The organism is Pseudomonas sp. B15(2017) (assembly GCF_002113215.1).
Taxonomy (GTDB): Bacteria; Pseudomonadota; Gammaproteobacteria; order Pseudomonadales; family Pseudomonadaceae; genus Aquipseudomonas.
Genome location: NZ_NEJZ01000006.1, coordinates 215926 through 229386 on the forward strand (window position 1 = coordinate 215926; position 13461 = coordinate 229386).

At 63.1% G+C, this 13461-nt stretch carries 10 protein-coding genes; 1 reads left to right on the forward strand and 9 read right to left on the reverse strand.

Going from position 1 to position 13461, the window contains the following annotated elements:
* Positions 1–5: 5 nt before the first annotated feature.
* The 4 genes from CAF73_RS11905 to CAF73_RS11920 all read right to left on the reverse strand — a co-directional run bounded on the left by CAF73_RS11905 (position 6) and on the right by CAF73_RS11920 (position 3555).
* Entirely contained in the window at positions 6–608 is a 603-nt protein-coding gene (locus CAF73_RS11905) for a hypothetical protein (protein WP_085702787.1), read from the reverse strand.
* Positions 605–1186 (reverse strand): RNA polymerase sigma factor, encoded by a 582-nt coding sequence (locus CAF73_RS11910; protein WP_234206563.1) that lies wholly within the window; start codon positions 1184–1186, stop codon positions 605–607. The genes CAF73_RS11905 and CAF73_RS11910 overlap by 4 nt, the downstream gene beginning before the upstream one ends.
* A gap of 29 nt (positions 1187–1215) precedes the next feature.
* Positions 1216–2907: a VWA domain-containing protein gene (locus CAF73_RS11915; protein ID WP_085702789.1), complete on the reverse strand. Its 1692-nt coding sequence runs from the start codon at positions 2905–2907 to the stop codon at positions 1216–1218.
* An 87-nt stretch (positions 2908–2994) separates the two neighbouring features.
* The gene (locus CAF73_RS11920) at positions 2995–3555 is read right to left on the reverse strand and encodes a YbhB/YbcL family Raf kinase inhibitor-like protein (RefSeq protein WP_085702790.1); all 561 of its coding nucleotides are present in this window, start codon (positions 3553–3555) and stop codon (positions 2995–2997) included.
* A 139-nt stretch (positions 3556–3694) separates the two neighbouring features.
* Here CAF73_RS11920 and CAF73_RS11925 point away from each other — a divergent pair, with 139 nt between their 5' ends.
* Positions 3695–5224, forward strand: coding sequence for an FAD-dependent oxidoreductase (locus CAF73_RS11925; RefSeq protein ID WP_085702791.1), 1530 nt, complete (start codon positions 3695–3697; stop codon positions 5222–5224).
* Here CAF73_RS11925 and pgaD read toward each other — a convergent pair.
* From pgaD to CAF73_RS11950, 5 genes are all read right to left on the reverse strand, one after another.
* On the reverse strand, positions 5217–5750 hold the full coding sequence (pgaD, locus tag CAF73_RS11930) for a poly-beta-1,6-N-acetyl-D-glucosamine biosynthesis protein PgaD (RefSeq protein WP_085697953.1): 534 nt from the start codon (positions 5748–5750) through the stop codon (positions 5217–5219). The genes CAF73_RS11925 and pgaD overlap by 8 nt on opposite strands.
* On the reverse strand, positions 5747–7102 hold the full coding sequence (gene pgaC, locus CAF73_RS11935) for a poly-beta-1,6-N-acetyl-D-glucosamine synthase (protein ID WP_085697952.1): 1356 nt from the start codon (positions 7100–7102) through the stop codon (positions 5747–5749). The genes pgaD and pgaC overlap by 4 nt, the downstream gene beginning before the upstream one ends.
* 1 nt (position 7103) lies before the next feature.
* Positions 7104–9101 carry a poly-beta-1,6-N-acetyl-D-glucosamine N-deacetylase PgaB gene (gene pgaB / locus CAF73_RS11940; protein WP_085702792.1) on the reverse strand — a complete coding sequence of 666 codons (1998 nt, stop codon included), beginning with the start codon at positions 9099–9101 and terminating at the stop codon, positions 7104–7106.
* A gap of 12 nt (positions 9102–9113) precedes the next feature.
* Entirely contained in the window at positions 9114–11594 is a 2481-nt protein-coding gene (gene pgaA, locus CAF73_RS11945) for a poly-beta-1,6 N-acetyl-D-glucosamine export porin PgaA (RefSeq protein ID WP_085702793.1), read from the reverse strand.
* A 261-nt stretch (positions 11595–11855) separates the two neighbouring features.
* Positions 11856–13361, reverse strand: coding sequence for a YdgA family protein (locus CAF73_RS11950; RefSeq protein ID WP_085702794.1), 1506 nt, complete (start codon positions 13359–13361; stop codon positions 11856–11858).
* Between the last annotated feature and the right edge of the window lie 100 nt (positions 13362–13461).

A 13461-nucleotide genomic window follows, 5' to 3' on the forward strand; every position in this document is an offset into this window, starting at 1 on the left:
TACGGTCAGTTCTTGCGGATTTTTTCCAGTCGCAGGTCGAGATTCACGTTCGGGTAGCGCTTGTGCAGGTGGTTGAACAGGGTGTCGGCCGCTTGCGATTGGCCGGACTCGCGCAGGCGCAGGACTTCACGCAGCTGCTCGTCGAGACCGTTGACCGGGGCAGCGGCGCGCTTGCCGACCTTGGCTTCGTCCGCCGTGTCGGCGCTGATCGATTCGCTCTGCATCGGTGCAGCCATTTCCGCCATTGGCGCGGGAGCTGGCGCAGAAAGCGCGCCGGTGGTCGCCGACAATGATCGGGCCTCCTGGCGGGCCACTGGCGCAGCCGGTTTCGCGGCGGGGGCGAAATCGTATTGAGCCACGGGCTCCGGCGTGCGTTGCACCAGCGACAGCATCAGCGCGATGCCGACCAGACTGGCAAAAGCCACCTGATAGCGCGGTGTCTGGCAGGCCTTGAGCCAGCGTTGCCACAGGCTCTGCCGTGGCATCGGGGTTTCACGGCGGGCGGCGTTGAGGATCAGCGCATCGAGATGCGCCGGCGGCTCGGCGTTGTGCTGTTCACGCACGTGCTTGAGCACTTGCTCTTCGGGGGTCGGGCGGGCGTCCGTCATGTCAGTACCTCCTCGGCCAGCAGCCGACGCAGTTTTTGCTGGGCGTAGCGCAAACGGCTCTTGACGGTTTCCAGCGGTGTTTCGGTGAGGCTGGCGATTTGCGCCAGGTCGAGGTCGCCGTGGGCGCGCAGCAGGAACACTTCGCGCTGGTCGGCGGGCAAGGATTGCAGGGCGCTTTCCAGGCGCTCGCTGTCGCGGCTGAGGTTGAGCAGCTGTTCGGGATCGGAGGCGTCGTCGCTGACGGCGTGGGTTTGCTCGTCGTAGCTGTCATGCAACGGTTGCCGGGCGCCGTGTTTGCGCCAGTGATCGATCAGGCGATTGCGGGCAATCTGGAACAACCACGTACGAAAGATCGCCCGGCCTTGTGGCTGACTGGCACTGCGGATCAAGCTCAGCCAGGTCTCCTGGAACACCTCGTCGGCCAGTTCCGGTTTGCCGCTCAAACCGAGCAGAAACCGGTAAAGACTCTGGCGATGGCGGGCGTACAGGATCTCGAACGCCCCGCCGTCACCCTCGCGATAACGGGCCAGCAGCGATTCGTCGCTGCTGGTCTCAAGGCTGTCTGCAGAAGCAAACAGCTGTGTGATGAAGCCTTTGAGGCGGCTCACTATTCAATCCGTCGCTCAGTGGACGTTCCGTTGGAGGCGATGGACGTACGCAGGCTCTGCGCCAGTTCCACCAGTTGCACGAACTCGTTGCGCAGGCCAAAGCGGTCATCGCCACGGGCACCTCGCGCCAGGGTTTCGGTGTCCTTGAGGCTGAAATCACCGGTGTAGCGGCCGTCCTTGAGTTGTTGTGAAAACGCGGCGACGGCGGCAGCGAAACGCAGGTCCTCACTGGCCGGCGCAACCTGACTGGCAATCGGCCGCTCGATCAGCAGACTTTTCCCACCCTCAGGCTTTTGATATCGCACACGCAGCATTGCCAATTCTCCTTTCTTCTCGGAAACCACTGCATCGTTTTTTCCGTAGCGCAGCGGCTCCAGCCAGCCCTTCTCGCCTGTCGGGACAATTTCATACAACGCCGTCACCGTATGGCCTGCACCGACTTCGCCGGCATCGACCTTGTCGTTGCTGAAATCCTCACGCTTCAGCGCGCGGTTTTCGTAGCCGAGCAGCCGGTATTCGCTGACCTGCGCCGGGTTGAACTCGACCTGCAACTTGACGTTTTTCGCCACCACGGCGAGGGTCGAACCGAGTTGATCCACCAGCACCTTGCGCGCTTCACGCAGGTTGTCGATGTAGGCGTAGTTGCCGTCACCGGCATCGGCCAGTTGTTCCATCAGGTGCTCATTGTAGTTATCCACACCGAAACCCAGGGTGGTCAGGGAAATTCCGGTCTTGCGTTTATCCACAGCCATTTGTTTCAGGCTGTCGAAGTCGCTGATGCCGACGTTGAAGTCACCGTCGGTGGCCAACAGGATGCGGTTGATGCCTTTGGGGATGAACGCCTGCTGCGCCATCTGATAAGCCCGCTCAATGCCTGAAGCGCCGGCGGTCGAGCCGCCGGCAGTCAATTGCTCGATGGCTGTGCGAATTTTCGCCTTTTCCCGTCCGGAAGTCGGCTCCAGCACCACTCTGGATTCGCCGGCATACACCACCAGCGACACCCGATCCTGCTCGCGCAATTGATCGACCAGCAATTTCAGGGTGCTTTTGACCAGCGGCAAGCCTTCGCGGCGGTCCATCGAGCCGGACACATCCACCAGAAACACCAGGTTCGCTGGCGCCAGTTCCGCCACCGCGCGGTCGGACGCCTTGATGCCGATGCGCAGCAAGCGGGTATGCGGACTCCACGGTGAAGCAGCCAGTTCGGTGGTCACACCAAAGGGCGAGCCATCGCTCGGCAGTGCGTAGTCGTAGGGAAAGTAATTGACCATCTCTTCCAGCCGGACCGCGCCCTCCGGCGGCAGTCGACCCTGATTGAGCAACCGCCGCACGTTGGCGTAGGCGCCGGTGTCGACGTCGGCACTGAAGGTCGAGACCGGGGTTTCGGCGACGCTGTGGATCGGGTTGTCGGCCAGATTGGCGTACTGCTCGCGCTGTTCGTCGCGATAACCCTGTGGATAACTTTCACCGGCCGGCATTGGTGCAAAACGGGCGATCGGCGCCGCCAGGACACTGCGCTTGGCCATCGAGCTGTCGGCCATGATCGCTTCGGGCTGCGCGGAAGATTTCAGTTCGGTCTGCGCCGGAGGTGGCACAACGGTGGTTTCCGGGCTGGAGGAAACGCCGCAACCGGCAACCACCAGCAACACACTGGCAGCAAGAGGGCGCAGAAGCGTGGAAGGAAGGGACATGGGGGCTGACCTCGGGGAAGAATTGATCCATTCATCCCCTGAGACGGGCAGCCCTTTCAGTACGGGTTAAACCTCGCCGAAAAATTTTCAGCGGTGATAACGCCGCACCACACTGCTGTTGCGCAGCACGTGGCCTTTGATTTTTTCCATCAGCTGGGCACGGGTCAGACCGACGGGCAAGGCGTCCGGGGCCAGATCGAGGGCGTAGATCTGAATGATGTAGTGGTGCGCGCTGTCGCCAACCGGTGGGCATGGGCCGATGTAGCTGGTGGTGCCTTTGCTGTTGGTGCCACCGAAGCCTTCAAGGGCCGATTTTGCGCCGACGCCAGCCGGAATCTGCCGGGTCGTGGCCTTGATCCCGTAGTGAATCCAGTGATCGACGCCTGCGCCTTTCTGGCCGTCCGGATCGTGCATGACGATCGCGTAGCTCAGGGTTCCGCTGGGGCCTGCGTTCCAGCTCAGGGCCGGTGACTGGTTCTTGCCGCCGCAGCCGGCCGCATCGCTGGCCGCCGCCGAGGTGAACAGACGGTTATCCGACACACCGGGAATGCTGAGGGTGAAGCGCTCCTGGGCCTGCGCCGGAAACTGCACGCAAAGGGCGACGGCAACGGCCGCCAGCCAAGGGTTTAGAGAGGTCAATCGGGTCATTCCGGGAGCACCTTGTGCAGTTGGGCCTTCGTCGGCCTGCAAACTATAGCCGTACCGTTCGTGCCGTGGCAGTAGGAAATGGCTGAACCTCGCAATGCGGCCCAAACTCGTAAGAGAAATGCCTGTGAGGAGCACGAACATGACCCTGCACCGTGTCGCCCGATTCGCCGATGTGCCTGAAGACCGTGGGCTGGAGGTGCAGATCGGCGAATGCAAGATCGTCCTGCTGCGCGCCGCCGGCCAGTTGCGCGCCTTTCAGGGGGAATGCCCGCATGCCGGCGCGACGCTGGCGGAAGGTGCGTTGTGTCACGGCCGACTGATCTGCCCGTGGCACAAGGCAGCCTTTCGCGCCGAAGACGGCGCCTTGTGCGAACCTCCGGCGCTGGACAGCCTCAAGCGCTATCCGCTGGAACTGCGCGGCGACGAGGTGTGGGTCGATGACCAGCCGTTGCCGGATCCGCACACTCCGCCGAAGGACGATCCACGCACCTTTGTCATTGTCGGCGCCGGTGCCGGCGGAACGGCCTGCGCCGCCGCGCTGCGCGAGAAAGGCTTCGGCGGGCGGATCGTGCTGATCGACTGCGAGCCGGACGCCGGCTACGACCGAACGGTGTTGAGCAAATTCGTGCTGTCCGGGGAAATGCCGGCGCCGGAAACCCCGCCCCTGCGCGATGACGACTTTTACCGCGAGCAACACATCAATCGGGTTTCGGGCGAGGTCAGCGGGCTCGATGCCGATACCCGGACCCTTCACCTGAGCGATGGCCGCACAATGAATTACAGCGCGGCGGTGCTGGCCACCGGCGCAACGCCCAACGCGCTGAAACTGCCCGGCGCCGACATGCCCCAAGTGTTTGTCCTGCGCTCCAAAGCCCAGGCGCAATCCATCATGGACGCCGCCCAACCCGGCCAGCGTGCCGTCATCATCGGTGACAGCTTCATTGCACTCGAATGCGCCTCGGCCCTGCGCCAGCACGGGCTCGAGGTGACGGTACTCGCGCGGCACGCGATTCCCTTCGCGGCGCAGTTCGGTGAAGCCGTTGGCAAGGCGATCCGGGCGCTGCACGAAGAAAACGGCGTGAAATTCATCACCGATCACGAAGCCAGGGAAATCACCGGCGACGGCAAGGTCGAGGCAGTGTTGCTCGACAATGGCCTGCGCCTGTCGGCAGATCTGGTGTTAGCGGGAATCGGCGTACATCCGGCCACCGAAGCGTTCGGCGACCTGCCGCGCGAGGACGATCAATCACTGTTGGTCGATGGCAGCCTGCGCGTCACCGAAGGTCTGTGGGCCATTGGCGATATCGCCACCTTCCCGCTGAACGGCCAGCCACAACGCATCGAGCACTGGCGCCTGGCCCAGCAGCACGCGCGGATCGCCGCCGCCAATCTGCTCGGTGGCGATGAACATTACCTCGACGTGCCGTATTTCTGGACCTGGCATTTCGGCCGCAACTACGACTATCTCGGTCACGCCGAGGCGTGGGATGCGGTCGAATTTATCGGCGAACCCGAACAGCCGCCGTTTATCGGACTGTTCGGGTGCAAGGGTGTCGTGGTGGCAGCGGTGGCCTGCGAAGAGGAAAGGTCGATGGCGCTGCTGGCCGAACGGATGAAGCAACCGCTGTCGATGGAGGAGGCCTGGCGGCTGATTCGCGCCGTCAGGTGATCCGGTTCAACGGCTCGCGGTTGTCGTCGTCCTCGGCGTGCAGAAAGATCACCCGAGGGTGCTCCAGTGGCGCCAGCGGCGGCGGCAATTCTTCAGGGTGTACCGGCCACAAATGCGGCACGACATGGCTGACGTCGCCGTCCTGATCGTTGTGGATGGTCATGACGCCCGGCCCGCGGAGTTTCTGAAAGCGGTCGTCGCACAGTTTGAAGCTGCGGCTCAGCGCCTCATCGTCGACCACCGGGGGCGGCAGGCGACGCTGGGCGAAGCTTCGGCTCTTGCGTTGTTGATAACGCGCCCAGCCGATCAGGATCACCGCGTTGACCAACGCCACCCACAGGTAAATCTGCAAAGTGCCGAGGGCTTCGAACGCCGAATGGTCGATGCGCGGCCCGCCTTCGTGGGTCTCGATCAACGGCCACAGGCCGCGCACCAGCAAATACAGCAGGCCGACCCAGGCCAGCACCGTGAAGAACGCATCGACCACCACCAGAAACGGCCGTTGGCGGGTCCGGATGATTTTCATTTGATAACCTCCTCTTCATCGTCCCCGATCGGTTTGATACCCCGGTCGGGACTGACCCAGCGCGCACGCTTCTGGTGTTGACCGAACAATACCTTGGGGAAACTGACCAGCGTGGTCAGCAGGCTGACGAACCAGAACGCGATCGGGTACCACACCACCCAGAACATCGTCTTGCCCAGGCCCGGCTCGTAGCGACGGTCAATGATGATGCTGACCGCGAACTGCACCAGGCAGACAAACGCCAGCAGCAAACCGGTAAACGCCGGAGGCATCAGGTGATGCACCGCAATCGCCTCGGGCATGACCACGAACTTGCCGACGGCCCAGAAGATCACCGACAACAGGAAGGTGAACGCCCAACCGGTGGACAGGCAGTATTCGAACAGCAGCGGCCAAAGGTAACGGTGACGGTACTGCCAGATCCCGCGAATGTTCTTGAACAGCACTTCGGCGCCGCCCTGGGCCCAGCGCAGACGCTGTTTCCACAGACCGCGCAGGGTTTCCGGCATCAGGATCCAGCACAGGGCACGGGGCTCGTAGAAGATGCTCCAGTGGTCCAGTTGCAGCTTCCAGCTGATGTCGATGTCTTCGGTGATCATGTCCGGGCTCCAGTAGCCGACCCGGTTCAGCGCGGTACGGCGGAACGCGACGATCACACCCGACACGGTGAAAATCCGCCCGAACACCCGCTGGGTGCGCTTGATCAGCCCGATGATCGACGAGAACTCGCCGACCTGAACCCGCCCGACCAGCGTCGAACGCGTGCGGATTCGTGGGTTGCCGGTCACCGCGCCCAGCCGCGCGTTGTCGAGCATCGGCGCGACGAGATAAGCCGCGGTGTTCGGCGCCAGCAGCGCGTCACCGTCGATGCACACCAGATATTCACTGCGCGCAGCAATGGCGCCCATGCGCAGAGCCACGGCCTTGCCCTGGTTTTCCGCCAGGTGCAGCACCCGCAGCCGAGGGTCTTCCTTGGCCAGCGCATCCAGCACTTGTGCGGTGTTGTCCTTGGAGCCATCGTTGATCGCGATGACTTCGATGTTCGGGTAATGCTGCGCCAGCGCCGCGTGGATGGTATCGGCGGCGTTGTCGCCCTCGTTGTAGCAAGGGATCAGGATCGAAATCAGCGGTTCGCCTGCCAGCGGTGGCGGCAGCGTGTCGTCCTTCCACGGCCAGTGCCGCTCCCAGTGCAGCCAGAAATACAAGCCACCGGAAATCCACAACCCGGACATGAACAGCGGGTAGAAGAACACGAAGTCCATCAGGAATTGCCCGGTGACCAGGAAGATCAGCCCCAGCGGAACGCCGAGGACGATCGCCAGAACAAGCAGGGCCAGCAGTCTATCCAGCATGTCATGGGTTCCATTTGTTGGAGAGCGCAGGCCGCACGGTTTTCAGGTCCGGCAGGTTCTCGAGGAAGTTGTCCGGGTAGTAGCCGAAACTTGTGGCGCCCTGACGCTTGAGGCGGCCCATCCAGTCGGCCAGTCGTGCACCGTCGATGTCGGCCTGTTCCTTTTTCGTCCAGTCCCGGGCCTGCAGTTCGAATACCGTGCGATCCAGCGCCCCGGGGCGCTGTTTGATCTTCGCCACCAGCTGTTCGAGCCACGGGCCGGATTGCGCATGGGTCTGTTTTTCCATGAGCGGCATGGCCATCGGCGCCGTCCAGTCGTAACTCACAAGGAAGTCGTCGAGGTTCTGCGCGAACCACGCTTCGCTCTCGGGGTTGAGAATCGGCTCGGCGAAGATGTTGCGTGCGGTGAGCACTTGCGGGCCACGAATCGCGCGCACCCTGGCGGTCAGCTCATTGGTGAAGTCGATCAGGTAGCGGCTCTTGAACCGCGTCCAGCGCTGCATCGCCGCCGGATCGTCACGCAGGGCGGCGATCGAGCCCGGCAAGCCGTTGGCGGCATAGGCCTTCAGCGCCTGAGGGCCGGCGTCTTCGAAGTCCGAGAGCACCGCGTCGTCGTGGTAGAGAATGCCGTCGACCGAAGTCAGGCGTGCCACGTCTTCGTAGATCTCGCCGATGATCCGCCGCACCTCGGGATCGAACGGCGACAGGCGTTTATATTGATCCGGGTCGACAGCCGTCGTGCCGGTCTTCGGATCCCAGCGCGTCACCCGTGGCAGCCTCGAATCCAGTTCGAAACTCAGCACCGGCATCCACGCAAAGACCTTCACATGAGCCCGGGTGCGCAATTGCCAGGCGACACGATCGAACAGGTCGGCACGCATCGGCAGATGACGGTTGGGGAAGTACAGCGAATGCACCAGGCCGTCGCCCTTCGGATCGGCGAAGGCTTGCAGGAACACGGTGTTGGCGCCCATGTCCGCCATGCGCTGGATCAGTTTGCCAAGGTTGATTTCCTGCTGCGCCGGATCCGGGTCGTAGACGTTGTCCAGATCCACATGCACCACGCGCATGGTGAAGTCCGATTGCACCGCGACGATGCTGTTGGCGAAATGCTCGCCGTCAGGATCGGAGGCGACCAGAAAGCGCGGACCGCTCATCAGGTTGTCGAGAGCATCGAGACCGTCATCGAGAGTCAGGGCCATTTCGTAGCCCTGCTCACTGACCACCGTCAGCGAAGTGCCGTCCGCTGTACCGTAGGGCCAGACCCAGACCCTTGGTTTCTTACCGGTGACCTTGCGGATTTTTTCCGAGATGGCCGCCACATCGGTACGCATGCGCGCCTGGAAGTCCGCTTCGGATTCATAGCGTTTGCTCACCGGATCGTAGCGTCGGGTTGCGGCCGCCGGCTGCATGTTGCCCTGCGGGTTGGCGAGGATGCCTTTGTGGCTGGCGTCGGTGTGGGCAGCGATTTCCACCAGCCCCGATTGGGAGATTTCCCGCACCTGAGCCCAGGTCAGGAAGTCCGAGCGCGCACGCGGCGTGCCGGCGAAGTCCACCGGTTGGTTCAGCGGCGTATCGATCCAGGTGCCGACCGGCGCCAGCAGCGCATGCCAGTTATAGGCGCGCAACACCGGCAACACGCGGGTGTAGAAGCTTGAGTAACCGTCGTCGAAGCTGAGCAGGATCGCCTTGGGCGGCAGTTCCGGCCCGCCCTTGCGTGCGGCCATGATCTGATCGACCGTCACCGGTTTGTAGTTGTTCTCCCGCAGCCAGGCGAGCTGTTCGAGCAGGCGCTCGGTGCGCACCGCCACCACCGCCTGATCGGGGTCACGATCTTCGACGTCGTGGTAGGCAATGCCCAGCACGTGGTTTTTCGGCCAAGGCTTTTCACTGGCTGCCACCGGTCGCTCGGACGGCGGCACGAAGGCCGGGGCTTGCTGGGCGCAGGCGCTGACCAGCAGCACTCCCAGCAGAAGGATGAAACGCGAAATCAAAGGCATCTTCAAACTCTTCTAGAAGCGGAAAGTGAGGTCGACGAGCAGACGCAGATCGGTTTCCCGGTCACCGTCGTAGGGCCGGTTGATCACACTGAACAAACCGCCCACCTCGAACACGTCGTTCCAGGCGTAGCGCTGGCCGTAACCGAGCAATGCCATGCCGCCGGTGCCGTGATCACGCTGGCTGTAAGTACCCGCACCGGCCTGGAACTGCTGGCTCCAGACGGTTTCGTAACGGTGGTACAGCACGTGATTGACGTTCAGCAGCGGCATGACGCTGAAGTCCGACTTCGGGTTGAAGTACGGCACGTCATCGGACTTGGAGTTGTGGCTGGTGCTCACTTCCAGGCCCGCATCGACTTGCAGGTTCGGCGCGCTGTAGACGCCCTCTTTTCCGGTCAGCAAGGCTTCGACACGGTTGTTGCCGTCGCTGAAGTGCGACGGGCTGACCGCCAGCCGCCATTCGCGACTCTCGTTGGCGCGCCAGCGAATGAAACCGCTGCCGCCGTTGGCCTTGATGTCGCTGTTCAATGCCCGCAGCGGGGTCTCGGCCGACAGATATTCGAGGCTGCCGCCGTATTGCCAGTGATCGTCGATGTCGCGGGCAATCGCCAGGCGCGCGCCCTGCTTGTCACCAAACCCATAGGAATGATTCGACACTTCGGCTTCGAGGGTCATGTCGCGGGTGCGACGCTCCAGGCCGACACGCTGGAAGCGGTGGTGGCCGGTCCCTTCGGTGAAATCGCCTGTGGCGTATCCGGCCCCGGCGAACACCCGCCAGTCTTCATCGATCGGCGGGCTGTAAAGGGTGGTCTGAATACCGAAGTCGCGGCTGCCGCTGACCGCGCCGGCATTGCCACCGCTGCCACCATTGGCCTTGCCGCCGTAAGCTTCGACGCGCAGTTCGGACATGTCATGCACTTCACGCTCGCGGGCCAGACGCTGGACCTGACGGTTGTCGGGGAAGCGCGCCACCACGTCGTCGGTCAGCGCGTCCATTTGCCGCCATTCCTGCAGGTCCATGGCGGTGCGGGCCTGCGCGACTTCAAGACCCATGTCGCGCGGCGCGATGCTCTCGGTTTCCTTGAGCTGGTTTTCCGCACGGCGCGGCCAGTTGCGGGCCAGGTACAGATCGGCCTGGGCCAGGCGCAGGCCGATGTTGCCCGGCGCCTGATCCACCAGGGTTTGCAAGCGCTCTTCGCCGTGAGGCAGGTCGGAGCCGTAGGTGCCGGCCTGCGCCGCCAGTTGCTGGGCGTCCATCCATTCGTCGTTGGGGTTGCCGATCGGCAGGCCCTTGAGTTCGATGCGCGGTTTCTGTGTCCTGGCCTGATCTTCGGCGACCTTGCGTGCCTCTTCGGCGCGGTCGCTTTCCAGCAGCGAGTAATACAGCGCCGTGGTGTCTTCGAGTCGGTCGCCGACATCGGCGTCCGGCGCCGCCAGCACCTGCCGGTAAAGATCGGTGGCGATTTCCGGCTGGCGCTGATCCAGATAGGACGCCGCCACCCAGCGCAGGGCGTAGGTCGGAATCTTCACGCCTTCGGCTTGCAGCTTCTGGTATTCGCTGATGACTTCGGCGGTGCGCGCCCGGGCCTTGAGCGCGCCCATGCGGTCGATGCGCCAGCGGGTCACGTCGTCGTGGGCGCTGGCGTCCGGGGTCCAGGTGGCGAGCAACTGGTCGTAGTCGGCCAGGGCGCGGTCGGCGATCACGTAGCGTTCTTTTTCGCTGCGGGTGGCCAGCTCGGCAAGGCGCACGCGCTCGGCGGCCAGATCGCCTTCCAGACGGCGCAAGGTGACGGGATCGATCAACCCCGGACGCTGCTTCGCCAGACGCAGCGCCGGCTCCGGTAGACGGGCCTTTTGCAGGGCGACCACGTATTCGCGGGCGACCTCCGGTTTGTTGCCGGCGCGGACAAAGGCCTGGTCGTATTCGAACAGCGCGTCGTAGGGCTTGCCGGCGCGATTCAGGGCGTAGCCCAGCGCCAGTCGGCGGGAAGGATCATCGGGTTTGGCGGCGACCAGCGAGCGGGCGCGGATCACCCCTTCATCAGGTTTGCTGGAGTCGGCCTGGGTCAGCGCCAGGCCGAGTTGCAGGTCGGCGTTGTCCGGCTCCAGCATCAGGGCCTTGTTGTAGACCTGGATCGCCTGATCCCAACGCTTGAGGTTGCGATAGGCCCGGGCGGTGGCGGTCAGCGCCTGAACCGGCAATGCCCGGCCAAGGCCCTGGGTCTCGTAGACCTGCACCACTTCAGCGTCGAGCCCGGCCCAGCCAGCGATTTGCAGGTGATCGCTGACCTGGCCGGTGGTGGCCTGGGCCGGCGGCACCTGCCGCAAAACGGTCAGCGCGGGCGTGTAATGCCCGGCCCGGGCGTCGAGCACCATTTGATCGTAGGCCGTATCGGCGAACGCGAGCGCCGGCCAGAGCAACTGGCTGCACAGCGCGACTCGAAACAAAGGGCGTAAACCACGATGTAATACGGGAACATCAATACGCGGCATTCGTCAGCATCCTTACATGGCCAGCCGGGTAGCAGTGCTCCCCCTTGCCCATTTCGTGACGGAGGCCAAGCAAAAAACGCTCAGCCAAGCTTATCCAGGCAGTCTTGCACGCAAGCGTAGACCAAGATTCAGAACACAATAATTATTCAGATTCGTGACGATGAATTTCCCGAAAGGCCGCAAACCCGGACGCCAGACAGCAAAACGCCCGGCGTCTGCGGGTGCAGAGGCCGGGCGTTTCGTTTTAGCGCGGGGCGTCGTTTACTGAGGCTGCTCGATACTGCCGAACTTGCTCATCAAGAAGCCGACAAACTGCTCGACAGTCATCTTCTGGCCGTTGAATTCCACCTGATTGGCGGCGTAATGCAGTTTGGTGACAACGTTGGTGCCGTCCAGGGTTGCCAACTGCGAACCCACGGCCATGCCGGCGAACATGTCGGCGCCAGCGCTGGCCTGGTCAACAATGGCTTTGGCATCGGTCTGACCGTCGATTTGCGCCTGCACGCTGAGCAGATCGACCAGCATCGGCTTGGACACCAGCACATTGACGTCAAGCAGCGCGATCAGCTGTTTGCCCAACTGATCCGGCGGCAAATCCATCGACTGTGGCTTGGCCAGGTCGAGCACCAGACTCGCGCGGCTTTCGCCGTTGGCGGTTTTCAGCGACAGGTCTTCCAGCGCCAGTTGCGGCCCGGCTGCCAGCAGTTTCTGCAGGTCAGCCTTGACCTGGGCGGACTCGGCCTCGGTGAGGTCCAGCTCCGGCGCCGGCAGGCCGGCGGCGGTGGCTTCGGCAGCGGCTTTCTCGTAGGGCTGCAGTTTGGTCTGGTAGATCTGCATCAGCGACATGGCCGACGGAATGTCGAGGTTCTTCAGGCTCATCGCCAGGTTGGCCGAACCGATCTTCTTGTCGTTGAGGGTCACTTCAGCGACCTTATAGTCGGCACGGCCGGAGGCGTTGCTGCCGTTCTCTTCGGTGCGGTTCTTCATCTCGAAGTTCTTCACGCCCAGCACCGACTGTTTGGCACCGAAGGTGGTCTTGCTGCTGGTCAGCTCCAGGGTGTTCTCGCCGGTGTAGTAGCCGTAAGTGCTCTTGGCGAGGTTGCTGGCCAGGGTCAGGCCATTGAGTTCGATCTGCACCGGCGCCTGATCTTCGGCGACCGTGGTCAGGTGCAGGCTGTCCATGTAGCCGTTGGCCTTGACCTTCTGCGCCTGGGCGCTGGCGGAGATGTCCATGTTCAGGCCGGAAAATTTCAGGCTCGACTTGTCATCCAGCGCGGTTTCCAGCGGCAGCAGTTCAAGGTTGCCGGTGGTGGACTGGTCGTAACCGATGTTGACCACACCCTTGAGCGGCGCGGCGCCCTTGGTGGCGGCAAACCATTTTTCGGTGGTCGGGGTCTTCTCCAGTTCGTAGTGACTGGTGGCCATGACCGGCAGCCATTTCAGCGACACCAGCCGCGAGAACGGCAGCGGGCCGTGTTCGATGTGGTCGACGAACAGCAGCTCGACCGGCGCCTCGCCGAACATTTCACCCTCGCCCTTGAGGCGGTAGTGCGCGGTGCTGCTGAAGGTGTTGCGCTCAAGCGATACCAGTTCCAGCGACGCACTGCCGTTGGAACCGGCCATGGCGGTCTGCAACTCGCTGTTGGCGTTGGCGACGGCGTTGTTCAGGACGCCTTCGATTTTGGTGCCGGTGTACCAGGCCCCGCCTACGCTGATGGCGCCGATGGCCACAACAATTCCGAGAAGCACGCCTGCTGATTTATTCATGAATGACCTGATCGATTTCCGTGGCTGAAAGTGTGGTCGTCTTCCCTGAACCCGTGACCGGGCCGTGGCGCGACTCCGCTGAATTTAGCGGTGGAGATTA

Excerpts from the sequence above, each read along its gene's own strand:
- CAF73_RS11905 (WP_085702787.1), bottom strand. The coding sequence starts at position 608 with ATGACGGACGCCCGCCCGACCCCCGAAGAGCAAGTGCTCAAGCACGTG.
- CAF73_RS11915 (WP_085702789.1), bottom strand. The coding sequence starts at position 2,907 with ATGTCCCTTCCTTCCACGCTTCTGCGCCCTCTTGCTGCCAGTGTGTTG.
- CAF73_RS11920 (WP_085702790.1), bottom strand. The coding sequence starts at position 3,555 with ATGACCCGATTGACCTCTCTAAACCCTTGGCTGGCGGCCGTTGCCGTC.
- CAF73_RS11925 (WP_085702791.1), top strand. The coding sequence starts at position 3,695 with ATGACCCTGCACCGTGTCGCCCGATTCGCCGATGTGCCTGAAGACCGT.
- pgaD (WP_085697953.1), bottom strand. The coding sequence starts at position 5,750 with ATGAAAATCATCCGGACCCGCCAACGGCCGTTTCTGGTGGTGGTCGAT.
- pgaC (WP_085697952.1), bottom strand. The coding sequence starts at position 7,102 with ATGCTGGATAGACTGCTGGCCCTGCTTGTTCTGGCGATCGTCCTCGGC.
- pgaB (WP_085702792.1), bottom strand. The coding sequence starts at position 9,101 with ATGCCTTTGATTTCGCGTTTCATCCTTCTGCTGGGAGTGCTGCTGGTC.
- pgaA (WP_085702793.1), bottom strand. The coding sequence starts at position 11,594 with ATGCCGCGTATTGATGTTCCCGTATTACATCGTGGTTTACGCCCTTTG.
- CAF73_RS11950 (WP_085702794.1), bottom strand. The coding sequence starts at position 13,361 with ATGAATAAATCAGCAGGCGTGCTTCTCGGAATTGTTGTGGCCATCGGC.